This is a genomic window from Candidatus Nitronereus thalassa (assembly GCF_032191465.1).
Lineage (GTDB): Bacteria > Nitrospirota > Nitrospiria > Nitrospirales > UBA8639 > Nitronereus > Nitronereus thalassa.
Map to the genome: position 1 here is coordinate 810,703 of NZ_JAQOUE010000001.1, position 25,451 is coordinate 836,153.

The window sequence follows — 25,451 nt, forward strand, 5'->3', positions numbered from 1 at the left end:
CAGGCACTTCCTCCTCAAGAATCACGACTGTATTCTCTCAGGATATAGGTGGCAACACCAACATAAACGTCACAGTAGAATATAAAAATATGAAAAAACCTTCTGTGCAAGAGGTAAAAATCAAGAAGACACAATTCTTAACCTCGGCTAACTCAACGCCACCGCTTTGAAGTGGGCATGGACTTTTTGGCCGGCGTGGAGGTTAAGTTCGTGGAAGGATTTTCTGGTGATCATGGCGAGGAGCGGGCAGCCAACGTCTAGTTTTACTTCCATGGCGTATTGATCAATTGGAGATTCTTCGATTTCAATCACCGTGGCTTCCAAAGAATTGAGCACGCTGCTGGAAGCCGCTGGTGCTCCAACCACGACACTCACATCGCGGGCATGGATTTGGACTCGCAACAGGGAACCAACGGCCATTTCCTGTTTTGGGATGAAGAGTGATCGTCCGAAAAACTCCACACGGGTTAAACCAAACTCTGGCTCATGTTCCGCGACCCTGGTTTCAAGAATGGCGCCGACCATGTTCGGTTCGACCAGTCCCGGCAGATCTAACCTCGCAAAGACTTCCTGAATCGTTCCAGTAGCTGCCACCTTTCCATTTTTGATTAAGACCATGTGATTGGCCAGTTGTAACATTTCGTTGAGATCATGGCTGACATAAAGCACGGGAATTTGTAAATCTTGATTGAGACGTTGAATGAACGGAAGGATTTCTTTTTTTCGTTCTTGATCAAGCGAGGCTAACGGTTCGTCCATCAAGAGCAATTGTGGGCTAGTGAGCAAGGCTCGGCCAATTGCTACCCGCTGTTGCTCTCCTCCTGAAAGATGTTGGGTTCGACGGTCAAGAAGTTTGTCCAAACCTAACAAGTCGACCACTTGGTCAACGTGTATTTGTCGTTTGGATGGTTGAGTTCTCTTCATCCCATATTCAAGATTCTGTTTGGCATTGAGATGGGGAAACAATCGAGCATCTTGGAATACTAGCCCAACTCGTCTCTTTTGAATGGGAAGAAAGTTCTTTTCGTCTTGCCAAATATTCTTGCCGAATTTGAGATACCCTTTCGGCGCACGCGTTAATCCAGCGATGCATCGTAGTAATGTGGTTTTTCCACTCCCTGACGCTCCAAAGATCGCCACGGTTCCATCAAGCGGCATGATACATTCCACATTCAAATGGAAACCTGGATATTCAATCTGAAATTTGGCGTCGAGTTGATTCATGCGACGTGAACCGGCAGTCGCCTATTAATCGTATACACAACCGTCAGAATGACAAAACTAAATATGAGCAGAAACGCAGAAAGAAAATGCGCTTGGGAATATTCCAGCACTTCGACGTGGTCATAGATCGCAATCGAAAGAACTTTCGTCACGCCGGGAATATTGCCACCTACCATCAGCACGACTCCGAATTCGCCAAGGGTATGCGCGAAACCCAAAACAATTGCGCTTAAATAACCACGGATCGCCATCGGCGAGGCTACGCTAAAGAAAGCGTCGAGCTTTGAAGCCCCCAATGCCCAGGCGGCTTCTAACGGTTTTTTGCCGACGGCTTCGAATGCTCCATGTAGAGGTTGCACCACAAAGGGCAAGGAATAGAAGGACGAGGCGATTACCAACCCGGTAAAGGTAAAGGAAAGCGGTGATCCAGTTAGGTCCATCCAAAGTCCGCCAATGGGGCCAAGAGGTCCAAGGGCAATAAGAAGATAAAACCCGAGGACCGTCGGAGGTAACACCAGGGGGAGCGCCACGACCGCTTCGACCATGGTTCTGAATCGCGACTTCGTGAAGGCGAGCCACCATGCTAATGGTGTTCCGACAATCATTAAGACCAACACGGTCACTCCTGCTAATTGCATGGTGAGCCACAAGGGCCCCCAATCCATTTCAGGAAAATTCATCCCATTCCCCTAGGAAAATTCTTATTCAACCCCATACCCCAACTGTTCAATGAGGGCTTGAGCTTTGGGGCTTTTGAGATAATGTACAAATTCAATAGCGGCGATATTGCTTTTTCCTCTTGTCAGCAGCACCGCTTGTTGACCCAACGCATCATGAAAACTCTCCGGAACATCCCACCGGCTGCCCATGCCATTGATCTTGGGGTCCAATACCTGCGCAAGGGCAACAAACCCAAGCTGCGCATTGCTTGAATAGACAAACTGAAAAACCTGTCCGATATTTTCGCCTTGAACAAGTCGGCCCTTCAATTGATTCCACAGGCCCATCGCTTGTAGCGTAGTTTTCGCAGCCAAGCCGTAGGGGGCCGTTTTCGGATTCGCAATGGCCAAACGATTAAACCCGCCTTTTGCCAAGACTGCCTTTCCATCACCTTTAATCAGATCAGGGTTTGCGCTCCACAAGGTCAGGCGTCCGACCGCATAGGTAAATCGGCTATGGGGTACTGCGAACCCCTCATCTTCGAGCACCGCTGGTCGTTGCGCGTCTGCAGACAAAAACACATCAAAAGGAGCACCATTTTTAATTTGCACATATAGCTTGCCACTCGATCCCGAACTGACAAGTGTCTTATGCCCGCTATCTTCTTCAAAATGTCTCACAATTTCGTTTAGCGTAGATCGAAAATTGGCCGCGACCGCAATTCGTACCTCTCCGGCATTGGCCATAACCGGAAGCCACTGAGAAACTGCTATAAGAATAACAACCAAATTTTTGATCAACATGTGATGTGTTAGCGTACAAAGGCCTCAGGATTAAGGATGAGAATAATTTATAACTGGCAATTTGTCGGCCCTACACCTATCGATTTGATTATTAAATTCGAAATGTTGTTTGAAAATAAAAATAATCCGTATCGATATTTCCCCCCACGGGCAATCCCGCCGAGGCAGGGAGCCGGTCAAAATAACTTCCCTTAAACCAATGAAAATACCCTGCATCGAATTCTAAATTCTTATTCACGGTCCACTGAGCTCGCAGCTCCACATCATGGCCCAAGAAATTTCCGGAGCCACCAGTAGCATCAAAGACACCGCCATTGGTGGCCGTGACAATAGGGGAGATGCCAAACGCACCTCGAGATGTGGCCAGATACCAGACCCTATGCTTAAGTTGAACTTTCCAACCCTTGGAGGGCTCTACAATCACCCGCCAGCCTGGCGAACTGATATTGGTACGAAAAAATGGGCCCAAATTACCCGTGGGCATGTATTCAAACCGTCTCCCGCCAAAGAGCGTATCAAAGGCCGAACTTTGACTATCGCCCGCATTGCGATCTCCACTCGCATAATCATAATGAATCACCACACGAGGCGACCACGGCAGATTAAACGTATACCCAAGGTCAATATGTTGAAAGTGCGCAAAATGATCGATGCTTCCCCGCTTGCCGGTTTGCCACACGGTCTCAACTTCGTAATCGGCACGACCGATTTCCGGCTCTTCATAGACACGAAGACCAAAGGTGGAAAATGTTCTTTGTTGGTTCAATGCCGGACTCTGCTGATCATTCAGACCAAAATAATAGACATTCAATCGCATCCAGGGCATTTGCAAAGTTTCGCCATACACTCCCCAGAAGAGATTCCGTTGGGATTGTTCATCTAGCCGTACATCATCCCGCAAAACCGGCTCAACGAGAAAGATCCGCACACGCCAGTCTTGGCCCTTGGCCAATTGTCCATGCATTCCATCAAACGCATTGGTGGTATTGCGATATCCATTTCTCGCAATCAACCGTCGGCGACCGAAATCCATGGTAAGACGTCCAAAATGGAAATCGGCCCGAAGCCCAGTGGCCAAAAAATTATTGGCTGTCGCCGACACCATCAACTGCAGAATATCCATTTCATTCCGGATCGAATCGTTCACAAAATCTCCAGGGTCGTCGAGATGCGTACGGGAATCTTGCCCCTCGAAAAGAAATTTAAAGGGTCCACCTTGGAGCCCCACCCGGACCCGAGATCGTTGTTCAATTTGCCCATCGGTCTGGCCCATAGCCTGGCTGGGCCGCCACGGATGGTCGTACACTTCAAACCGTGTTCGATGTTCAAACCCCAGATCCAACCACTGTGGCAGATGTAAAGCCGCCTTCACATAACGGTTCCACTGCCAATCTCTGGGTCGAACCAGCACGGCATCAGCCGATTCCGCAAGAGGCATCGAGGATGACCCTTGAATTCTCTCCACCATGCTCTGAGGAAAAAGATTCGGGCTTGGTGAAGAAACTTCTTGCGCAATTTCGCCTTCTGCGCCAGATCCCAATGCAGGAGGCACAGAAGGCAAGCCGAAAAATACACTCCAACAAAACACGACATATGTGGCGATTCGGTTACCACACAAAAGTCTTCTCATTTCCGGCCCCATTCCCCATTAAGATTTAGGTCTCAGACAAAGAAAAAAATTGTAATTTATTAAAGACATATTATCAAGTTTAAATTACATTATTCATTTTTATGGTTTGCGCCAAAAAGTGCACCTAGAAAAACTGTAGATAGATCAGGAATAAGTACTGAGAAAGAAGTAGGACCTCAGGTAAACAGAGAGGTCAAAGATGGATTATTTGAGAAAGGATGGGCAACAGAGAATAAGAGGGAATAGTGGGTAATCAACTGCCGACTCAGGTTTACTCAATAATTTTCCCAATTTCCTTGGAATCATATCCCCCTAACGCATCAATTTCTTGTCGAAACCCATGAGTCACGAGCGTATCCAAAAACATCTGCATGCCAGGATGGACACGAAGATACCTTGTCGGGATCACGAGATCATAACGTTCTTCTTGCAACGGAATAAAATCGAGGTCAAAAAAGTGCCCAACGCCTTGCGCACCAATTCCCACATCGGCCTTTCCCTCGACGATGGCCCGGCCCACACCCAGCTGGGAGGAGCACTGTGCGTCGTATCCACGCACCACACGACTGGCAATTCCAGATTTTTCCAATAAATAGTCCAGCAAGAGCCTGGCTCCGGCCCCCGGCTCACGATTCATCATGCGCAGATCCGGTCTGGCTAAATCTTCAATACCACGAACCGTTTTAGGATTCCCCTTTTTGAGCAATAGCCCCTCTTGCCATGCAGCGAATCGTACGACCGTCACGGCATGACCCTTTAAATACTTACGCAAGAACGGCAGATTGAAATCGCCGGATCGGTGATCCACCACATGGATACCCGCGACGTGCACTTCGCCTCGCTTTAACGCCTGCAAGGCCGCCAAGCTTCCCATGGTCCAACCCAGCACCGACGCATCTCCCCCATGCTGACGGATATGTTCCCCGGCTAAAAATATGGCTGGATCGCATCCTGCGACCACCACTTGATGTTCAATGTCTCGTTGAGGTCTTAACAACTGGATATATACGCGCTTTGGATTTTGGGGGGCACAAGATTGCGTCCCCACCCGCCCTAGCTGCAGCCCATCGGCAGGCACGGTATAATTCAACATTTCCCCCAAATCAGACACCGGCTTGGCCAACAATCGTCCATCAACAGACGCGACTTTCACCCTAGCCCTTTCCCCCATCTTCGATTCGCCACCCACCATCTCCGCCTCAATAATGTCCACGTCGGATTCAAAGGAAAATAAATCCTCCACGGTACACCCCAGATGGGACGCCAAGCGTAATGCAACTTCTGTCCCAGGAAGATATTGGTTCATCTCGATCGCATACAGGGCTTGACGAGTGATTTTTGTCCTCGCCGCCAGTTCTCCTTGGGAAAATCCGACTGCCACACGACGTTCGCGCAATCGATTCGTCACGCCGGCAGCTTGAATAGATTTTTGTTTGCCTTTTGAGGTTTTAGTCATGATTTTATTGTAATGTTTACTTACCATTTTTACAATTAAAAATAATATTACTGATCTCCCCACCCGCCATCATTTATCCAACACCATGCCGCCCCTCCTGTTGGCTACGTACCGAGGCTTCCCACTTGACCTAACAACGCTATTGGCATAAAAACGTCTCCGACCAATTAATCATTTATCCCTTGACACAAAGAGGTTTCCTGCATGCCCGCTAAAGCGACAGCTCCAACACGCCTCCCTCAATGGACCTTAAAAGATCTACTGGCCAATCCGGACAAAGACCTGGAAACGATCTCCCAAAACCTCAACAAAAACATCACGGCGCTGGAAAAGCTTCGCCCATCTCTCAATAACCACACCTCCCCAAAAACATTTCTCAAGGGGCTTTCCCTTATCGAAGAAATTGCCGCCTTGAGTTCTCGATTAGGAGCCTACTCAAGCCTCTGGTTTGCTCAAAACACGACCAACCAAAAAGCGCGCGCCTTTGATGCCACCGTCAAGGATAGATTAGCCAATGTGTCCAATCGAGTGCTCTTTTTCGACCTTTGGTGGCAAAAACATCGCGGCAAAGCCGCAAAACAACTACTGACGCATACTAATTCCATTCGCTATTATCTCACCTCGCTACGTCGGCTTACCCCGCACACGCTGACCGAACCCGAGGAACGAATTATCAATATTAAAAACACCACGGGCCGTTCGGCACTCGATACACTGTACGATGTTCTGACCAATGCCTTAACCTTCAAATCTCCTGAAAAAGAAGCACGAACGCCCCTTTCACGCGAGCAACTGTCTGTCTTCTTTCGCCACCCCTCGGCAATCAAACGCAAACAAGCTTACCAGGAATTGCTGAGCGTCTATTCGGGCCATGCCGACATGTTGGGAGAAATTTACAAATCACTCGTCATTGATTGGAAAAACGAAGGCATTGACCTCCGGCATCACGCTTCCCCTGTGGCCGTACGCAATACCTACAATGATATTCCCAATGAAGCCGTCACGACCCTCCTGGGCTGTTGCAGAAAAAACCGCCACATTTTCCAAGAGTTTTTTCGCCTGAAAGCAAAAATCTGCAAGATCAAGAAATTGTCACGCTATGATATTTACGCCCCGACCAAAAGTGAAAAAATTTCCTATCCGTTTGAAGAGGCCAAGAAACTGGTCTTCCAAGCCTATAAGGGCTTTTCACCAAAATTGGCGACCCTTGCTCAACAGGTCTTTGAAGATCGACATATCGATGCTGCCACCACTCCCGGCAAGGCCGGCGGGGCATTTTGTTACAGCGTCCTACCAAAGCTCACCCCCTACGTGATGCTGAATTACACGGGGGATGCCCGTGACGTCGCCACGCTTGCCCACGAACTCGGACATGCCGTGCATGGCATGATGGCCAGACACCACTCCATCTTTACCTTTCATTCAACCCTGCCCCTCGCAGAAACAGCGTCGGTATTTGGCGAACAACTCCTCTCGCAAGCCTTGCTCCAAGAAGTCTCGAATCCTCGCATGAAGCAACGCTTGCTCCTTGGGCAACTCGATGACCTTTATGCCACCATCCTGCGACAGGCCTATTTTGTCGAATTCGAAAACCAAGCCCACGAACAGATCGCCCAAGGGGCCACCGTCAACGGCCTTGCCAACACCTATCGGAATTTGCTGAAGGAACAATTCGGCCGAGTCGTGACCGTTCCAGATGAATTTCAATGGGAGTGGATTTCCATTCCCCACATCTATCGAAGCCCGTTTTACTGCTATGCCTATAGTTTCGGGAACCTGCTGGTCTTAGCTCTGTACCAGCGGTATCAGAAGGAAGGAAAGTCTTTCATTCCTAAGTATTTGGAACTATTGGCGGGCGGTGGTTCTAAAAGCCCTCAAGACTTGCTCAAACCACTCAGACTCGACATGTGTGCGGAAAAATTTTGGCAATCCGGATTCGACCGTATTGAGGGCATGGTCGAAGATCTAGAGAAAACGATACGGTAAAACGGTCAAGAGAACTGAAACCACTATCTTGAGGAAGGGAAACCTCCTTGATTTAGAGGGTTCGGTTGCGTTAGCCTTCCCCGTTTGTTGTATCGCCTAGGGAAAAACCTTTCGTTAGCGTCACAGGGAGTCCAGTACATGATGGAAAGTGCCTATGTGCTCATTAACGTGCTTCCAGGCCAAACGGCCAATGTCAAAAATTTACTGTCACAAATTCCTGAGATCAAAGTGATTGATGCCTGCTGGGGCAAACCGGATATTTTTGCCCGTGTCGAGGTGACGAGCCAAGAAGCCCTCACCCAACTGGTCCTAACCCGTATTCATGCCATCGAAGGTGTCTCCCAAACAGACACACACCTCGTCTATACGCTTCCGGAATAGATTTTAAACATGAAGCGGAAAAATTAGCGGCGGCGCTGAGCCTCCACGCCGGCTCCTTTATCCTTTGTATTTTTCACGCTTCACGTAACCGGCTTGCCTCAGTAGATACCCGCTTCACGCTGCAGCCACCGAACATACTGAATTACCAACTGCACATCATCTGAAGACGCACCTTCGATTTTTGGCATATTGCCAAATTCCCAATGATGCGCCCGCACCCCCTGAGCCGCAGCACGAAGAAAGGCAATATCCGCATGATGTGAGGGCTCATAAATCTTGTGCACCAACGGCGGCCCATTCGTTGTTCCCCGGGCATGAACTCCATGACAACGGGCACAGAAGGTATTGAACCGTTCTTCTCCAGATTGAAACTCCTTTGGCACCTCGATATCCGCACTCTCCGATACCACAACTCCAGCAGATGTTGCCCCATTTTTTTCCATAACCGCATGAGAGGGATGGTCCCCCTCATCAGCCTGGGAGCAACCCAAACCTAGCCCGCAAACGAAGACAACACCCAAGCACCAACTTTGCCAATGATGTAATTGTTCTTTTCTCACCTTAAAACCTCAACATTTCAGTGAAAAACAGCATAGAGAAAAATAGAAACAGGCGGTCTTTTGTGTTCTATACTTTCCCGATCATGAGTCCCATATCCACAAATAGAACCAATGTCTGACCTATCTGCCAAAATCCTACCCAACCTGATATGACACTGGATCTTTTTTCCCAGCCTGTCGGAATCCTTCCAATCGAATAAGACAACTATCACATTGCCCACAGGCCACCCCTTCTTCATTCGGATCATAACAGCTATGAGTAAGTTCGAAGGGCACGCCCAACTCGATCCCCCGTTGAATGATTTGTGCCTTGCTGAGTTGAAGGAGTGGGGCCTTGATTTCAACGGAGCTCCCTTCCACGCTCATTTTTGTTCCCAGTCGTGCGACCTGTTGAAAGGCTTGCAAAAATTCTGGCCGACAATCAGGATAACCTGAATAATCCAACACATTCGCTCCGATAAAAATGCTTTTGGCTTTGGACACTTCGGCATAGGCCAAGGCCAATGAGAGAAAAATCGTATTCCTGGCCGGGACGTAGGTATTAGGAATCCCTTGCTTTCGATCCTTTTCTGATCGATGCTTGGGAACCGTGCCTTGCCCGACGAGTGCCGACCCTCCAAACACGCTTAAATCCAGGTGTAGAATCTTGTGCTCTTTGGCCCCGATCCAAGCCGCGATTTTCTTAGCACAGGCAATTTCAACATGATGCCGCTGGCCATATCCTACAGTGACCAAAAACAGAGCCCAGCCTTCCTCTTTGGCGATGGCTGCGGCTACCGTGGAGTCCAGCCCTCCGCTGGCTAGCACTACTGCGTTCACCGGACCCTCTCACCAATGGCGAGTTTGCCACAATCCTGCGGATCAGTGTTTCTATCATAGAAGAAAACGTCACACGTCCACGTCATAAAATCAGAGTAAAGATTCCTCTTTCGATTAGCAATGGGAACACGGATTCACGAGAATACGAGAAAAAACCGGCGTGGAAAGGAGGAGGATTAACTAGGAAATCAGGGATTTCGTGAAAAGTATTAGGACAGACCTGGAAGGCCCAGCCAGAGGAGTAACTATTCTAAAGCACAAAGCACAAGGATCAAATTCGTTGCTCTCCTTTTTCAATTTTTTCCAGCAATTCCATGCGAGATTGGCATTCGATACAATAACGAGCAAACGGGAGCGCGGCCAAACGTTTCTCACTGATTTCCGCATCACATTCCGCACATTTCCCGTAGGTGCCTTCATCCAAACTTGATAAGGCTTCTTCGATCATCTGCCGCTCACGATTCCGCATTTCTTGTAATGAAATCCCCATCTCACGCTCAAGATCAAACAATGCCTGATCCCCGCTATCCATTGCCGATTCCAATCGACGCTGTTGATCATCAGTCAACGATTGCCCCAATTGTTCACGCATTTGTTTCATCACGGCATCCCGTTTGGCCAACAATATCGTCCGCAAGGCCTTGGCACGAGCGCCCAACACCACAGGACGCTTGGTTTGGGTGGCCACATCATTCGCAGGTCGAGGCGAGGAAGACTCGGCCTTGGTTTTGGGCTTGGGCTTTGACTTTGGTTCAGAAGAGGATTTGGTCACGGGTTTAGAAGATGGTGTTCGTTTGGCCACGGCCTTGGAAGTTTTGGTTGCAGCGGTTTTCACACTTCCAGCCTTGGTCGATTTACTGGTAGCCGCCGTGGTTTTTTTCGCGGGTTTGGCTTTCATTCCTCGTCTCCTTTAACGAACACGCTTCCCTGAAACGACGCGTAACGAGTTCTTCATATTCCTTTCAACAATTCCCAATCTCTAAGGGTCGGCCTGCGGAAGTCGCGCATCATACCTGATCTAGTGATAGGACAGCAAGGAATGGACCGGACATCCATCCAACTTGGCCCGGCCCTCTAAAGCTAACAGTTCCACCAGAAACGTACATCCGACGATTTCCGCCCCTAATTGCCTCAATAAGTGTACCGTGGCCGCTGCGGTTCCCCCCGTCGCCAAGAGATCATCGACGACCAACACCCGTTCACCCATTTCGATGGCATCCCGATGAATGGCCAAAGAATTCGATCCATATTCCAGGTTATATTTTACTTCAAACACATCGGCGGGCAATTTTCCTGGCTTGCGAACTGGCACAAACCCCGCATTGAGATTAAAGGCCAGGGGCCCACCCAAGATAAACCCTCTCGATTCAATCCCCACCACCTTGCTGATTTGGTCATTTCGGTAATGATCGGTCAAGTCCTGAACGATCTTCTGAAAACCTGATGAATTTTTGAGTAGCGTCGTGATGTCATAGAATAAAATACCAGATTTTGGAAAATCGGGAATTTCTCGAATCAAACTTTTATAATCCATCAATCAGTCCTTTCTTCCATCAAATACCATGAACCTAAATAAGTACCGACCGAATTGGCTCCGACTGTTAATATTTCACTTCGAACGTAGATTCCTGATCCTGCGGTTCAATCCATTCCACGCTGACCTCCCTCACATTGGATAATGCCGGACCTTGCTCCAAATCTACGAGAAACTTTTCCACTGACTCACGCAAGCCCTGGGCTTCCAACTCCACACGGCCATCTTGTACATTCCGGACCCACCCGTTTACCTGATGGGATTTCGCCTGACGAGCCGTAAATGCTCGAAAACCCACGCCCTGCACATGCCCCTGAACGAACACATGAACACGAACCATGTGAGACAAATCCGCCATCCTTTTTAGACTTCCGCACCAGCAACAAACTTATGACGCATTCTTCCACAACATGGCGCTAAGGGATTGGGCCGTCTCTTTCCCATCACGAATACAATCAGGAATTCCCAACCCCTCATATGCTGCGCCGGTCACATATAAACCTGGGCTAGCTGCGAGGCGTTGCCGAAGGTTCTTCACCCGAGCACGATGCCCAATCACATATTGCGGCATGGCCTGCGCCCATCGAAATACGTGTGCCGACTGTGGGGAGGCCTTAATCCCGATCATTTCCCCTAATTCCGCCAAGGCAACCGCCACTAAACGGGAATCATCCTCCTTAAGAATGGATTCACGTCCTCGGCCCCCCAGGTAACACCGAATCAGGCTTTCATCAGGGTTGGCGCGCCCAGCCCATTTCAAGGACGACCAGGTCGCGGCAATCAATTTCCGTTGCTCCACTCGAGGAACCACAAACCCAAACCCCTGTAATTGTGACTGCACCTCTGCTTTCCGAAACGCAAGGGACGCGGTGACCGTGGAAGCATAGGGTATTTCCGATAACAAACCAGCCACTTCGGGATGACACTCTTCCAAAATCCGAGAGGACACAAAGGCTGGGGTGGCCAGGACGACACCATCCGCCTCAACCACTTCGCCGTTCGCTAAGCTCACTCTCCACATTCCGTGGCCATCGGAAACGGGCACCCGATTCACATGATGCACTGCCTTTCCAAGCAATAAGGTGATCCCCTGTTTGGTGAGGACCTCCACCAACCTGGTGACCAGCTCATCCAACCCATGCTGCAGGGTGACGAATAATGTACGGGGTGTGCCACTTTTCCCTTGAGGAGCTCGCCTGGCCCGTTGCTGTGCCAACGCACCTTTGATTAATCCCCCATGTTGAATTTCTAAATCGACAAATTGAGGAAAGGTCGCAGAGACACTGAGTTCCCTGGCATCCCCCGCATAAATGCCCGCGACCAGGGGTTCGATCAATCGATCAAAGGCTTCCTGCCCAAACCGACGAGTAAAAAAACTTGCCAATGATTCTTCCGGTGCATCAGCAGAGCGAGCAGGAATAAACCAATCCCCTCCCATCCGCAAAATTCCCGGCCAAGACACCAGCCCGCTTTTAAATAAGGGCCCCATTTTGGTGGGTACCATGGAAACTAACCCTTGGGGAAATTCCCGAAGCCGTCCACGGGAGTAAGCAAAGGTTTTGTTGTGACCCTGATTTGTATTGATGAGTTGCGAACTCAAGCCCAGTTTTTCGCACAATTCCAGGGCCCATGGTTTGATAGAGAGAAATGAATCAGGCCCGCCTTCCACGATTAAGCCATCGACTCGAGTCGTGGAAATTTTGCCGCCCCAACTTGATCCAGCCTCCAGGATTGTACAGTGAACGGCCTGGTTGAATTTCTGCGATTCTTCCGCGAGCGTAAACGCGGTCGAAAGGCCGGCGATACCTCCGCCTACAATGACAACGCGTTTAACAGAAGTGGAAGGTCGAGTCATGAGCAGTCATTGACGAGTTTTGAGAAATTGGTGGTGTAAAGATTGTGATAGGTTTAATGGGGATAAAGTGATTGGATTCGGAACCGGAATAAGGTGTTACGGATCACGACCTCCCCCTTTCTACCCTTTGCTCTTACTCATCATCACACATTGCATCACGGGTTACGTTTCAGGAATGTCGACCATATTTGTGAACAGAAGCAATCGCCGCATCAACATGGGCAACTGGCGTTTGAGGAAGAATGCCATGACCCAAGTTAAAAATATGTCCAGGACGTTGATTAGCACGAGTCAGGATGTCTTTAACCCGTCGGTCGATTTCTTCAACCGGGGCATACAGGACAACGGGATCAAGATTTCCCTGCACAGCCACATCGTAGCCCAGACGGGCCCAAGCTTCATCCAACTGAACATGCCAATCTAGCCCAACCACATCACTTCCGGCCTTTTTCATGAGCGGCAAGAGGGTCGATGTGCCAGTTCCAAAATAAATGAGGGGCACCCCCGCAGACCGCAAGCGATCTATAATGCGTGTCACATGGGGAAGGGCATATTCTTCGTAATCACCTGGTGAAAGACATCCAACCCAACTATCAAATAATTGAATAGCTTGCGCTCCTGCATCGATTTGTACCAGAAGATAGTTCGTCACCACATCGGAAAATTTTTCTAACAAGGCATGCCACAATTTCGGCTGGGAAAACATAAGGCGCTTGGTTGTGATGTAGGAGCGAGAACTCCCGCCTTCAATGGCATAACTCGCCAACGTAAAGGGACCACCGGCAAATCCAATGAGTGGGACTCGCCCGGCCAATCGTTGAATCGTTAAGGACATGGCATCATGAGAAAAGGTAAATGCCTGACCATCCACCACACGCAACCGCTCCACATCCTCGACACTTCTCACAGGATTGGCGATCACCGGCCCTTTGTCCTCAACAAACGATAATTGAAGTCCCATTGGTTCAAGGGGCAACAGAATATCTGCAAAGATAATGGCGGCATCTAAAGGAAACCGTTCAATAGGTTGAAGAGTGACTTCGGCAGCTAACTCCGGGGTTTTACACACATCCAAGATACTATGTTTCTTTCGAATTGCCTGATACTCCGCCATATAGCGTCCTGCTTGCCGCATAAACCAGACGGGAGTTCGGTCAACGGGTTGCCTTCTGCAGGCTCGAAGAAAACGATCATTCGTCAAAGGAGGCGTCATGATAACCGTGGCCTTATGGGGAGTAAATAAAATGGATCGTGATTACTGATCACACTAAATTTCATTAAAACCATTCCTGGTCACTCGTTTTCGATTCAGTCGGAGACGCCTCAAGCTTAGAGACGAGAGTGTCTCTCAAACGGTCGCTAATTTCATCAAATTCCCCGGTATTCCCAGGTTCAACAATCCAGGCATCACCTTCAGCCAATTCAATGCGATAGTGATCCTGGTCTAAGGAAAACCATTCAAAATAGGGATGCGGATCCAAAAGAGGGTGAGGGTCAAATGAAATGAGACTCACAGTACCAAGTTGAGGAATCGCAAAATCGCTTAACCGGTGACCGGCTATCGCATCGTCAGAAAATTGCGAATTACAAAGTGCGATGACCTGCCCTAAAATATCCGACTTAAAGTCCCCTTTTAGGCACACATCCACAGAACCGATAGCGGCAAATGTCAGTCGTCCAATAACTAAGCCAGTGGTTCGATTATCCAAATAGCCTTCCTTGAACCATCGCGAACCACCGAACTTTTCAGCCACCTTTCGGCCCTCTGAACAAAAAGGCCAATCCTGTGTTCAATATAATGGAGTTCATGATCTTGAGTGCGGATAAAGGAAGGAACCGATCCTGAATACATCGAAGAGCGAGCTAAGGCTTACAAATAGGACATTTAAGCTGTTGTGTCGTACCCGTTTGTTCAAGCGCATCCAGGGCTGTTTCTTTGTCTGGATATTCAAACCAGCCGCCCTCCCAATGGTCGGACCGCCCAGCCGAGGTGGGAATTTGGATACAGCGCTCCCGATGAAGCACGGCCTGATCAAGCGACCGTCGAATATTTATCCATAGCCCCATAATTGCTTCACCATCCTACCTAGTTGTGTAAAAAGATACACAAGTCAGGAATTCTTAGTCGTCCACCAACTGCCATTCGTCTTTTTCGATTTTTACCTTTTGTCCAGATTGAATCTTTTTCACATCTTCACGGTCAAAAAGTTTCATATATCGCTCGATACGATCATCCTCATCAATGCGTTCCTCTTGCTGCATTCCATTGGCAAGCTTGTACCGTCTGATCAAAACTGCCATGCCGTCCTCCACCACGTTAAAGATTGTTCGAAAACCCCAAACTTAAATAGTCTAAAGAAGTGCGTATTTGTCCGTCAAGGCAAGAGAAACCTGGACAAGAATAGTCCGTCAATAATTATTTTCCCCAGAAGTTGGCAAGCGACAAATTCATTCGGCTATAATGGAAAGGTTATTTGGGACACCACAACAAAGGAGTGAATGTCGCTATGCCGGTGTATGAATATCAATGCCAATCCTGCGAGCACAAGTTTGAGCTCATGCAATCGATGAACGCCAGATCGGAAGAGACGAGTTGCCCACGTTGCAACGAAACCAAAGCCCACCGATTGATGTCAGCCTTTGCATCCCAGATCAAGGGCGATCACAAGCCAGGCTTTGCTGAAATGAAAGCCTACGATATGTACAATGATCGTATGGACCGATTTAAAAAGCTTCCCCCCCTCATGGGCGGTGCGAGAGCGATGCCCGGGGAACCGGCCATGACCCAAGCACCTGATCCTGGTGCAGGAGAAGGCTAATTTTTCATTCGGCGTTTACGCTCAGGTTCTATTCACTATTTGATCCGCTTCAAGATGAGGAGGAAAAAGAAAATTTCAAGTGGGTCACCGTCTTCACCTTCCCCTCCTTTAATAACTTTGTACAATACATTACATGATCAATCCTGCTTTACATCCAAACACTTATGAATAGCATTTTGCCCAGAAAACTCTTCATCCTCATGACCTCTATATTAGCCCTGGTCCTGGGAAACGCTCTGGCCTATTCAGAAACACAAGAACTCACTGGCCGTTGCCTCGTGATTGGAAATGGGCCGGAACGCTATGCTATCGAAGCCCTCGCCAAAGACTTTGAGTCCCTTCATCCAAAAACCTCCCTTGACTTTTTTTGGCACCAAAATGCTCGCCCGGTAGAAGAGGTCAGAAAAGGAAATGCACATATCGCCATCACAGGAATGTTAGAAAAAGATCTTCCTTCAACGATTGTGGCCTGGGATGGGATTGCCGTCATCACGAATTTTGCCAACCCCATTGAGGATATTTCCACGGCCCAACTCAAGCAAATATTTGAAGGAAAACTTAAATTTTGGTCGCAGGTTTACGAGGAAGGGCCTGAGGCTAAAATCCGTATTTTTCAAAGGACATGGAATCAAAATATTCGCCAGAGTTTTGAACAGCACATCAACCTGGAAAATTCTAAGGACTCCAGAGTTCCAGTGGTTGAAAAAGAAGAACACACCTTTAAAGCCGTCAATGGGGACATTTATTCCATCTCCTACGTGTCCATGGGCCCGGCATTGCAAGCCCACAAGGATGGCTATGGAGTAACCTTGCTGTTCATCGATGGGATTGAACCGGAATACCAGACCGTCCTGGACGGCACCTACCCCCTCCGACGCCCAGTCGTCTTCGTACAGGGGAAAAAACCCAATCCCGTGGCTAAAGCGTTCCTAGAATTTGTACTGTCTCCGGCTGGTCAAAGAGCGGTGAAAGCCGGCGCCAGCGGACTTTTTCAGGATCGAACCAGCTCCGTAATCAAGTATTATCCCCTGAAGAACGAATAAACCTGTCCAGGGTCATCGTTCCATCCTCTTGACATCTGCCCAACCCCCCATGCTACATACCCCAGCAATCCACAAGCTAAACCCCTTCCCTGGCTACTGACTTTCCTAGGAACAACGTTCCTCGTCGGCCTCGAGTCATTTCGTGATCCCAGGGTGCGGACCTTTTTTTTACTATCGATAAAAGGATCGTGGATGTTTAAAAAAATCCTGGTGGCCAATCGCGGTGAAATTGCCATGCGCGTGATCCGCGCGTGCAGGGAGTTGAATATTGCTACCGTTGCAATTTACGCTGAATGCGACGCCACGGCCATTTATGTCAAAAAGGCCAATGAAGCCTACTTGGTCGGACCAGGCCCGGTTCAGGGATTTCTAGATGCCAAACAGATCGTGAACCTTGCCAAACGGGTTGGAGCTGATGCCATCCACCCTGGTTATGGGTTCTTGGCAGAGAATGCTGAGTTCGCACAATTATGCGAGGATGCGGGAATCACGTTCATCGGACCTTCTCCACGCGCCCTCCACTTGCTGGGGGATAAGGTCCAGGCCCGGGAACTCGCGAAACAAGTTGGGGTACCGGTGGTACCCGGAACCGACGGCCCTGTGGCCGACTATGAAGAAGGTCTGAAATTTTGCCATTCGATTGGTTACCCAGTCATGGTCAAAGCCAGTGCTGGGGGTGGAGGACGCGGGCTTCGCGTGGTTCATACTGATGAAGAGCTTAAAGATGCCATGGAATCCGGTGCCCGTGAGGCCAATGCCGCCTTTGGAAACCCGGAATTATTTATTGAGAAGTATGTGGAGCGCCCCCATCATATCGAGTTCCAATTACTGGCGGATAAGTACGGATATGTGGTCCATTTAGGCGAGCGGGATTGCTCCATTCAGCGACGCCATCAAAAGATCATCGAAATTGCCCCTTCTCTGGTCCTCACTCCACGGCTTCGCGCGCAAATGGGAGAAGCCGCCATCTCACTAGCCCGCGCCGCTGAGTTTTATAATGCCGGCACCATCGAATTTCTCTTGGACCAAGACGGGCGGTACTATTTCATTGAGATGAACCCTCGAATCCAAGTGGAACATACGGTCACTGAGCAAATCACCACCGTCGATATTGTTCAAACGCAAATCTGGATCGCCGCAGGTCGCCCCTTAGTGTTCGGGCAACATGAAATCAGCCTCCAAGGTTATGCCATTCAATGTCGAATTAATGCCGAAGACCCGCAAAATGGATTCCGGCCATCCTCCGGAAAAGTCACGGCCTATTTATCTCCAGGCGGCATTGGGGTGCGTATCGATGGGGTGGTTTATAAAGATTACACCGTTCCTCCCTATTATGACGCCCTTCTAGCCAAAATGACGGTTCAAGGACGAACCTGGGATGAAACCGTTCGACGCACCCACCGGTCCCTGGAAGAATTCGTGTTACGAGGCGTGAAAACCACGATCCCATTCATGATGCGCATCATGGAAGAACCTGATTTTCGAGCGGGACGCTTTGACACCTCCTATTTAGACACCCATACAAATTTATTTGAATATGAGCATGCCCTGGAAGCAGAAGATATGGTGGTCGCACTATCAGCCGCCATCGCAGCCTATGAAGGACTGTAAACGGCCATTGACGATCTAAACATTTTTTCAAACACAAAGGCATCTTATGGCGCAAAAACCAACATCACCAGGCAAGAAAAAAACGGACTCCGCGCCTGTTGAGAAAAAGGCACCTTCCAAGAAACGTTCCGACTCGTTTGAACTGGAACCCTCTCAGGGTCGAAAAATCCATTTGACTGATGTCGCGTTACGTGATGGACACCAATCCCTCTTGGCTACACGGATGCGTTCTGAAGATCTCATCCCCGCAGCCGAGGAACTCGACAAAGTGGGGTTTTGGTCACTCGAAGTGTGGGGTGGCGCCACCTTTGATGCCTGTTTGCGATTCCTAAAGGAAGATCCCTGGGAGCGCCTCAAAGCTTTCCGAAAAGCCGCCCCCAATACACGCCTTCAAATGTTGCTCCGCGGGCAAAATCTCGTGGGATACCGCCATTACGCCGACGACGTCCTGGAACAATTCATTGTGAAATCGGCCGAACATGGAATTGACGTATTTCGTATTTTTGATGCCCTCAATGATATCCGGAATATTAAACCGGCCATGAAGGTGGTCAAGCAATGCAAAAAACATGTTGAGGCCACTATCTGTTACACCGTGAGCCCCGTACACAGTCTGCATCACTATGTAGAACAAGCCAAGGAACTGGAAGACCTCGGGGCTGACACGATTTGCATCAAGGATATGGCAGGGTTACTCCCGCCATTTGAGGCCTATGAATTAATCAGGCGCATGAAGGCAGCGGTACGCACCCCGATCCATCTGCATACACATTACACTTCCGGCATGGCCTCAATGTCTTCGCTGATGGCCATTCTCGGTGGTCTGGATATTTTAGACACCGCCATGTCCCCACTCTCTGGCGGGACATCTCACCCACCGACGGAAACATTTATTGCGGCACTCAAAAACACGCCGTATGACACTGGGTTAGATTTAAGTCAACTGACCCCCGTGGCAGGCAAACTTCGTGAAGCTCGAAAAAAATATCACCAGTTCGAAAGCGATTTTACTGGCGTCGATACGGATATCCTGCTATCCCAAGTGCCGGGAGGCATGCTTTCCAACCTAGCCTCACAATTGGCGGAACAAAACGCCATTAACAAAATGCAGGAAGTCCTGGAAGAAATTCCCCGCGTGCGCAAAGATATGGGCTACCCGCCGCTCGTCACACCCAGCAGCCAAATCGTGGGAAGCCAAGCCACGATGAATGTGTTGACGGGAGACCGATACAAAGTCATTACCAATGAGACTAAAAATTACTTCCTCGGATACTATGGCAAACCACCAGGATCCCTAGATTCGCAAACACGGCAAAAAGCGATTGCCGGGGCAAAACCCATCACAGGAAGACCGGCTGATAATCTGGACCCTGAACTCACTGTCGCGAAGAAAGAACTATCCGATCATAAGGTGTCGATCGAAGATGTGTTGTCCTATGCCTTATTCCCTTCGGTCGCGTTACAATTCATCGATGAACGAGAACGAGGCGAGCTGAAGCCAGAAATTCTCGAACCTCTTGCCCAAGGGGGCAAGCCTCCATCTTCCCATGATCTGCATCTCGCACCCGTGGAATTTCGCGTCATGTTGCATGGCGAAACCTACCACATTCACGTCTCCGGCTCGGGCCAAACTGTGGATGGGCGCAAACCTTATTACATTAAGGTCGATGACAAATTGGAAGAGGTCTACCTAGAACCCCTCCAAGAGGTGTTAGCTGGTGGCCCGGAAGCCCCAATCAGCTCGGGCACAGCCAAGGGAGGAAGACCAACACCCAGCGGTCCAGGGGATATCACTACCCCCATGCCCGGTCGTGTCGTCAAGGTGCTTGTGGCGGAGGGAGACCAGGTCTCCACTGGAGATTCGGTTTTAGTGATTGAAGCCATGAAAATGGAAAACCAAGTGACTGCCCCCATTGATGGAACGGTCAAGGCCATTCATGTGAAAGAAGGAGATCAGGTCAATTCTGACGAAACATTGGTCCAAATTGAGTAACGCTACCCTACAATAAACTTTACCACGAACTCTCTCATGCCTTTCATCTCGTTATGGAAAAGGCGTGAGGATTTATCTATAGATTCTCTTCCCGCGAACGGCATGACATATCTTGCACCTCTGCTGGTCCAGATGCTGTTCATCACCCTACTTGTGACAAGCTGTACGACCTCCACACCAACAAGACCACAGACCATTAACCTTGCACACCGCCATACGGTGCAAACGACTACGATGCTTGGTCATACCCTGGCATACCTCGATGAAGGCCAGGGCCCTCCGATCATTCTTCTCCATGGTTTCGGTGGATCTATGTGGCAATGGGAACATCAACAAGAGGCCCTGGCAAAAGATCATCGCGTCATTACTCCTGATATGTTGGGCTCCGGACTCTCGGACAAACCAGACATCGATTACTCCCCCACTTTCCTACTCAACGCCTTCACTGAATTTATGGATAACCTTGGCATTCCACAGGCCACGCTTGTCGGAAATTCCATGGGTGCAGCCTTGGCAATCGGCATGGCACTCACGCATCCAGAACGAGTCTCCAAACTAGTACTTATCAGCGGGTTTCCGGCAAAAATCGCCGAGAGTATCGCTTCGTCTTCATATAAAAGGTTTATCGACTCACGCCCTCCGATTTGGCTGGCACGCATAGGCCTTTGGCTCACAGGCCGTTGGGCTACCAAACGCATTTTGAGTGAAATCATTCATGATCCCACATTAGTCACCCCAATCGTCATTGAGCGGTCATACCAAAACCGGAAAGCATCGGACTTTCTCCCACCGCTATATTCTCAAATCGAACACATACCTGACTGGGAAAAAGACTTCGGGCCACGATTAAAGGACATAACACAACCAACATTTATTATTTGGGGAGATCAGGATCGCGTTTTTCCCAGCGCCGTCGGTCACACCATGCACGACACAATACCTCACAGCATGTTTTTCCAAGTCTCCAACTCAGGTCATATTCCACAATGGGAACGTCCAGAAATCGTCAACCCCGCACTGCTACAATTTTTTAACCAAAATCACTAGCCTCAGTTGATAGAAATAAATTTCAATATACGTCACATGACGTAGATCTCATTTGCGATATTGAACGACCTTTGAGATTTTAAGGAAGATAGCGTCATGCGCGGTGAAGTCTCTCCCAATTTTGCCTTTTGGCAAAAGCTGTCTAAGCGAAGCAAGTTTAGCACTATCTTATTCGAGTTAGAGGGGTAGGACCGAAGGCCGGTGACGCGCCACACCATGGATTTTGGTCCTTTTTCCAAAACAAAAGAGCTTGTCCTGAGCCAACGCCGAAGGAACCTCGTCGCGCGGGACCGAAACCCCGTATAAAAAAATTCCCAACCTTGACCCTGACAAACATGCTCAGTAGGATCACAGCATGGCACGTTTTCCTTTTGACCCTCGAGCGTTTTCTGGCAAGCCAGGGCGCATGCGTCCACAACAAGCGCCTCAAGGCGATCCAAATGAGCAATTCCGGTCGCTTAACGCCTCTCTTTTGTATTGCCCAACTTGCAAAGAAGCCACTCCTGCTCGGGAACGGCTACTGTTGGTCCTACCTTCAGGGAACAAATTTGAATATGTCTGTTCCTACTGCGGTTCATCCACGGGTGAAAAGACCGATCAAGACCAACAGGACACTCAGATCTTCATTCCATAAACCCGAATTTCAAGTTTCAATTTTCGGATTTTATCCATCAACGGAAACAACGGAAATTTCGTGAAGACCTTCTAGGGGGATTCCTGTTTCGGAACCGGCAAGCCTTCCATGGCCATAATGCGAAGAGCATTGGTAGTGGGACAAGGACCGGGACGGAGTTGGTAGTCAAACTGTAATTCCTTCTCCCCAACGGTCTCTTGAAAATGGACATTGATAATGCCAGGCAACTCGTCTTCTAATCGGGCTAATTCCAAATCATGGGTGGTGACAAGTCCTAACCCATGACCTTTCGTCAATTCACGAATAAAAGCTTCACTTCCAAGTAACCGTTCGCGGTTATTGGTTCCTTTGAAAATTTCGTCAATGAGAAAAAGTACGGGATAATGTTCAGCCCCACTCACAGAGGCCAAAATGCTTTTCAGCCGTTTGACCTCGGCATAAAAATAGGACAGTCCTTCTTCAAGGGAATCTCCCACACGAAGGCAGGTCAGGATACGCATCCAAGACCAATCCCAGGATTCAGCACAGACCGGCGCTCCGGCTTGCGCCAAACAGACATTGATCCCAATGGTGCGTAAAAATGTGCTTTTTCCTGACATATTCGATCCGGTCACCAAAAACAGTTGGCCAACCGCCCGAAGCTCAAAATCATTCCTAATCCGTTGTTCATGTGGCAAGAGGGGGTGGCCCATGGCAGTAGCCGCAACTCCGGCATCCTTTGCCGAAAGACTTTCTCGCCGCTTCGGCCACGCATAGTGAGGATTCAGATACGCAAACGTGCTCAGAGCCATGCCAGCATCGATAGTCGCGAAATGGTCAAGCCAACTGGGCAACAGGGGACGCAACCGACCACAGACCTTTTGCAAGTACCAGGTCCATACGGCATCCCAGGGTCCGATCAGGTGGATGGCGATATGAATCAATGGATGGCCCTTGACACTCAGGCCACTACACACTTTTGCCAAGTGTTTGATAGCGACAGAGGGTAGCCCTTCGCCCGCACGGAAAGGTTCGGTCACCTGACTAATCGCCGACACAGCCCTAAACGATCGTTTTTCCAATAGGCCAATCACGGCTGCGAGTTTATGTAATTCCATATGCAAATCGAGGGTTCGCTCAAAGACATGACTGAGCCGTCCCCCAACCATCAACATCAAGAAGGCATAGGGGAGAAAAGAAATTAACCAATAGCCTGGCCCGAGCCCTAGCGCCCATACCAAAAACAACACGACATTAGTTGTGGCCAACCCGCCGGTGACTCCCAGAATGAGAGCCAAATGAGGTATTTCCAATGAATCTTTCAAAAGGACATTTATCCGATCACCATTAAGGAGTGTATGACTCACACGTTTGGCCTCCAGCTGAATGCGATCTCGAAGTCCAGAAAGCTGTGTTAATTCTTTCACCAACTCTTGGCGAAAGGTCCATTCAGAAAAAGACTGGGGATGATCATTTTGATGCGCCACCCACGACACCAAACGTGTTTGCCCCTCGTTGGAGACCGAGGTATCCAATAATTTGAGCAGGGAATGTCCACCAGCGATATCCAAATCCACTCCATAGGGATGGTCAGAAGGCAACACAATGTGTGAGTCGGGAATGTCTTTCCAATTCAGTTGCAGCCGAGCCAAATTCGTTTGTTTGATTTGTATCCAGAGTCGAAGTTTAGTCAATCCGTCCTCTAGCCGGTTATGGTAATGCGCAACTCCTATGAACACGACCACCCAGCCAACCAAGACCCAATTTCCCGTCACAAACCATTCATGGTTGTAGAGAATGGCGCAAACAATGATGGCGAGAAGAACGATTCCCATGCGCACTCGACTGAACATCGCGCTCCGTTGTTCACACTGCACACATAGGCGTGTACCGCGATCGATACCACGAATTATTGCCGTTTCACGATTCTGCCTGTGATTCCACGTCTCCATCATTGTGACCGCGGACGATACTTGGTACATTGACAATCGTCAACACACATGAGTGACTATACAATTGACATTCTCATTCTTACCTCCGTTGATGCCAATGAATTGACAGGCTTGCTCCATCACCCCGGCCTCTTAGGAACATGGGTCGACAATCACACGATTCATGTGTACTGGGACCCCACGCATTGGTCCTCGGATATTCCTGAGTTGATCCAGATTGCTCTGCAGACCTTAGGCATCACTCCCTCCAAAGATATGCTGTGCATATGCACGATTCCTTCTCAAGATTGGAATGCCATCTGGGCGAGTCAGGTACAACCCATTCGAATCGGACAACGTGTACGCATCCGGCCAAGTTGGGTCCCTGCCTCAACCAACCCACAGGACATTGATTTGGTCCTTGACCCCAAGCAGGCTTTTGGAACCGGCCATCATGCGACTACGCAGCTTTTGACTGAATGGCTCGAAGACACCATTCAAGGCGGTGAGGTCATACTCGATGTCGGAACAGGTTCAGGCATTCTGGCCATGGTAGGGATTCGGTTGGGAGCCGAGCGCGCACAAGGATTCGATTGCGATACCCAAGCCATTGACTGTGCTCGCGAATATGCCCAACTGAATGGATTTGGAGAGGAACTTGTCTTCTCCGTTGCGACGCTTGATCAATATCCACGAGCAACAATAGATGTGATTGTCGCCAATGTGGACCGTCGTACGCTGCTGGAAATTGCAAACCCTTTGAAACAATTCCTTGCGCCAGACGGGCGACTTTTTCTTTCAGGTCTTTTGGTGGACGACCAAGAAGAAATCAGTGCAGCATTTGAAGAACACGGATGGACGATGTTGGAGAGTAGAACTCGTGGAGAATGGCTGGCATTGAAATTTACTCATCAGTACAAGTTGTCGTAGGTTCTTCTGGTCGATGTTCCAAATACTCAATCAGGGCCCTGTAGGTCAGGTCACGCACCCGGGACTTAGTCGAAGGCTCACCATCGAGATTTCGCTGCAACCATACTGTCCCCTCCACTTCTGCATTAGCCTCGTTACAAAGGGTCCACATCTGGTGGAGAAACTCCACGGGCAACCCGACTTGGACACCCTCTGATTCGATCCGATCGTCTAAAATCGCTAAAAGGTCAGAAATGGCTTGATCTGATCGATAAGCCTGGGAAGCAAATCCAAATGTCTGGGTTGTGGCTTCATCTTGTTTGGCCTGCTCCACGAGATCGTGCATATATTCTTTAAGTAATCCGATTTGTCTCCCCGAGAGTCGCATGGCAAACCCTTTTTTAATGCAGTATGATAGTAATATTGAACCTTAGCGAACCCCTAGGCCAGGAGCAAGATCCCCCCATAAATAACCATTAGCTGTTGAATTTTTGCCACATTTTTGCAAAAACCAAACAGTCCATCGAGGAAAATAATCAATATTATTCAAGGTTTTACCGATTTAAGAAAGAGTTGG

General features: G+C 49.1%; 26 protein-coding genes. 9 read left to right on the forward strand and 17 right to left on the reverse strand.

Going from position 1 to position 25,451, the window contains the following annotated elements:
• Positions 1 to 147: 147 nt before the first annotated feature.
• The 5 genes from modC to PPG34_RS03875 all read right to left on the reverse strand — a co-directional run bounded on the left by modC (position 148) and on the right by PPG34_RS03875 (position 5,773).
• Complete coding sequence (modC, locus tag PPG34_RS03855) at positions 148 to 1,224, reverse strand: molybdenum ABC transporter ATP-binding protein (RefSeq protein WP_313831820.1); 1,077 nt, start codon at positions 1,222 to 1,224, stop codon at positions 148 to 150.
• Positions 1,221 to 1,904 carry a molybdate ABC transporter permease subunit gene (modB, locus tag PPG34_RS03860; RefSeq protein ID WP_313831821.1) on the reverse strand — a complete coding sequence of 228 codons (684 nt, stop codon included), beginning with the start codon at positions 1,902 to 1,904 and terminating at the stop codon, positions 1,221 to 1,223. The genes modC and modB overlap by 4 nt, the downstream gene beginning before the upstream one ends.
• 21 nt (positions 1,905 to 1,925) lie before the next feature.
• A complete protein-coding gene (gene modA / locus PPG34_RS03865; RefSeq protein WP_313831822.1) occupies positions 1,926 to 2,687 on the reverse strand; it encodes a molybdate ABC transporter substrate-binding protein in 762 nt (253 codons plus the stop codon).
• A 91-nt stretch (positions 2,688 to 2,778) separates the two neighbouring features.
• A complete protein-coding gene (locus tag PPG34_RS03870) occupies positions 2,779 to 4,317 on the reverse strand; it encodes an alginate export family protein (RefSeq protein WP_313831823.1) in 1,539 nt (512 codons plus the stop codon).
• Positions 4,318 to 4,588: 271 nt separating this feature from the next.
• Entirely contained in the window at positions 4,589 to 5,773 is a 1,185-nt protein-coding gene (locus PPG34_RS03875) for a substrate-binding domain-containing protein (RefSeq protein ID WP_313831824.1), read from the reverse strand.
• Between the two features lie 204 nt (positions 5,774 to 5,977).
• Here PPG34_RS03875 and PPG34_RS03880 point away from each other — a divergent pair, with 204 nt between their 5' ends.
• Entirely contained in the window at positions 5,978 to 7,759 is a 1,782-nt protein-coding gene (locus PPG34_RS03880; RefSeq protein WP_313831825.1) for a M3 family oligoendopeptidase, read from the forward strand.
• Between the two features lie 138 nt (positions 7,760 to 7,897).
• Positions 7,898 to 8,140 carry an Lrp/AsnC family transcriptional regulator gene (locus PPG34_RS03885; RefSeq protein ID WP_313831826.1) on the forward strand — a complete coding sequence of 81 codons (243 nt, stop codon included), beginning with the start codon at positions 7,898 to 7,900 and terminating at the stop codon, positions 8,138 to 8,140.
• A gap of 98 nt (positions 8,141 to 8,238) precedes the next feature.
• Here PPG34_RS03885 and PPG34_RS03890 read toward each other — a convergent pair whose 3' ends face one another.
• From PPG34_RS03890 to PPG34_RS03935, 10 genes are all read right to left on the reverse strand, one after another.
• The gene (locus PPG34_RS03890) at positions 8,239 to 8,700 is read right to left on the reverse strand and encodes a c-type cytochrome (RefSeq protein WP_313831827.1); all 462 of its coding nucleotides are present in this window, start codon (positions 8,698 to 8,700) and stop codon (positions 8,239 to 8,241) included.
• A gap of 135 nt (positions 8,701 to 8,835) precedes the next feature.
• A complete protein-coding gene (gene queC / locus PPG34_RS03895; protein WP_313831828.1) occupies positions 8,836 to 9,519 on the reverse strand; it encodes a 7-cyano-7-deazaguanine synthase QueC in 684 nt (227 codons plus the stop codon).
• Between the two features lie 271 nt (positions 9,520 to 9,790).
• Complete coding sequence (locus PPG34_RS03900; RefSeq protein ID WP_313831829.1) at positions 9,791 to 10,417, reverse strand: TraR/DksA family transcriptional regulator; 627 nt, start codon at positions 10,415 to 10,417, stop codon at positions 9,791 to 9,793.
• Between the two features lie 120 nt (positions 10,418 to 10,537).
• Complete coding sequence (locus PPG34_RS03905; RefSeq protein ID WP_313831830.1) at positions 10,538 to 11,053, reverse strand: adenine phosphoribosyltransferase; 516 nt, start codon at positions 11,051 to 11,053, stop codon at positions 10,538 to 10,540.
• Between the two features lie 67 nt (positions 11,054 to 11,120).
• Complete coding sequence (locus PPG34_RS03910) at positions 11,121 to 11,393, reverse strand: acylphosphatase (RefSeq protein WP_313831831.1); 273 nt, start codon at positions 11,391 to 11,393, stop codon at positions 11,121 to 11,123.
• A 48-nt stretch (positions 11,394 to 11,441) separates the two neighbouring features.
• Positions 11,442 to 12,908 (reverse strand): protoporphyrinogen oxidase, encoded by a 1,467-nt coding sequence (gene hemG, locus PPG34_RS03915; protein ID WP_313831832.1) that lies wholly within the window; start codon positions 12,906 to 12,908, stop codon positions 11,442 to 11,444.
• 169 nt (positions 12,909 to 13,077) lie between these two features.
• Positions 13,078 to 14,121, reverse strand: a complete 1,044-nt coding sequence (gene hemE, locus PPG34_RS03920; protein ID WP_313831833.1) for a uroporphyrinogen decarboxylase — start codon at positions 14,119 to 14,121, stop codon at positions 13,078 to 13,080.
• Positions 14,122 to 14,185: 64 nt separating this feature from the next.
• Positions 14,186 to 14,617 (reverse strand): hypothetical protein, encoded by a 432-nt coding sequence (locus PPG34_RS03925; protein ID WP_313831834.1) that lies wholly within the window; start codon positions 14,615 to 14,617, stop codon positions 14,186 to 14,188.
• Between the two features lie 154 nt (positions 14,618 to 14,771).
• Entirely contained in the window at positions 14,772 to 14,975 is a 204-nt protein-coding gene (locus tag PPG34_RS03930) for a hypothetical protein (RefSeq protein ID WP_313831835.1), read from the reverse strand.
• A gap of 54 nt (positions 14,976 to 15,029) precedes the next feature.
• On the reverse strand, positions 15,030 to 15,209 hold the full coding sequence (locus tag PPG34_RS03935) for a hypothetical protein (RefSeq protein ID WP_313831836.1): 180 nt from the start codon (positions 15,207 to 15,209) through the stop codon (positions 15,030 to 15,032).
• A gap of 206 nt (positions 15,210 to 15,415) precedes the next feature.
• Here PPG34_RS03935 and PPG34_RS03940 point away from each other — a divergent pair, with 206 nt between their 5' ends.
• The 6 genes from PPG34_RS03940 to PPG34_RS03965 all read left to right on the forward strand — a co-directional run bounded on the left by PPG34_RS03940 (position 15,416) and on the right by PPG34_RS03965 (position 22,055).
• The gene (locus PPG34_RS03940) at positions 15,416 to 15,727 is read left to right on the forward strand and encodes an FmdB family zinc ribbon protein (RefSeq protein WP_313831837.1); all 312 of its coding nucleotides are present in this window, start codon (positions 15,416 to 15,418) and stop codon (positions 15,725 to 15,727) included.
• Between the two features lie 200 nt (positions 15,728 to 15,927).
• A complete protein-coding gene (locus tag PPG34_RS03945) occupies positions 15,928 to 16,770 on the forward strand; it encodes a substrate-binding domain-containing protein (protein WP_313831838.1) in 843 nt (280 codons plus the stop codon).
• Positions 16,771 to 16,962: 192 nt separating this feature from the next.
• Positions 16,963 to 18,381 (forward strand): acetyl-CoA carboxylase biotin carboxylase subunit, encoded by a 1,419-nt coding sequence (gene accC, locus PPG34_RS03950; protein WP_313831839.1) that lies wholly within the window; start codon positions 16,963 to 16,965, stop codon positions 18,379 to 18,381.
• Between the two features lie 46 nt (positions 18,382 to 18,427).
• Positions 18,428 to 20,374 (forward strand): sodium-extruding oxaloacetate decarboxylase subunit alpha, encoded by a 1,947-nt coding sequence (gene oadA / locus PPG34_RS03955; RefSeq protein WP_313831840.1) that lies wholly within the window; start codon positions 18,428 to 18,430, stop codon positions 20,372 to 20,374.
• Between the two features lie 36 nt (positions 20,375 to 20,410).
• Positions 20,411 to 21,421, forward strand: coding sequence for an alpha/beta fold hydrolase (locus PPG34_RS03960; protein WP_313831841.1), 1,011 nt, complete (start codon positions 20,411 to 20,413; stop codon positions 21,419 to 21,421).
• 355 nt (positions 21,422 to 21,776) lie between these two features.
• Entirely contained in the window at positions 21,777 to 22,055 is a 279-nt protein-coding gene (locus PPG34_RS03965) for a hypothetical protein (protein WP_313831842.1), read from the forward strand.
• Positions 22,056 to 22,126: 71 nt separating this feature from the next.
• Here the strand turns inward: PPG34_RS03965 and PPG34_RS03970 are convergent, their stop codons facing one another.
• On the reverse strand, positions 22,127 to 24,016 hold the full coding sequence (locus tag PPG34_RS03970) for a MutS family DNA mismatch repair protein (protein WP_313831843.1): 1,890 nt from the start codon (positions 24,014 to 24,016) through the stop codon (positions 22,127 to 22,129).
• Positions 24,017 to 24,034: 18 nt separating this feature from the next.
• Between PPG34_RS03970 and PPG34_RS03975 the strand changes: the two genes are divergently transcribed.
• Positions 24,035 to 24,895 (forward strand): 50S ribosomal protein L11 methyltransferase, encoded by an 861-nt coding sequence (locus PPG34_RS03975; RefSeq protein ID WP_313831844.1) that lies wholly within the window; start codon positions 24,035 to 24,037, stop codon positions 24,893 to 24,895.
• Here PPG34_RS03975 and PPG34_RS03980 read toward each other — a convergent pair.
• A complete protein-coding gene (locus PPG34_RS03980) occupies positions 24,870 to 25,262 on the reverse strand; it encodes a hypothetical protein (RefSeq protein ID WP_313831845.1) in 393 nt (130 codons plus the stop codon). The two genes, PPG34_RS03975 and PPG34_RS03980, sit on opposite strands and share 26 nt — an antisense overlap.
• Positions 25,263 to 25,451: the final 189 nt, after the last annotated feature.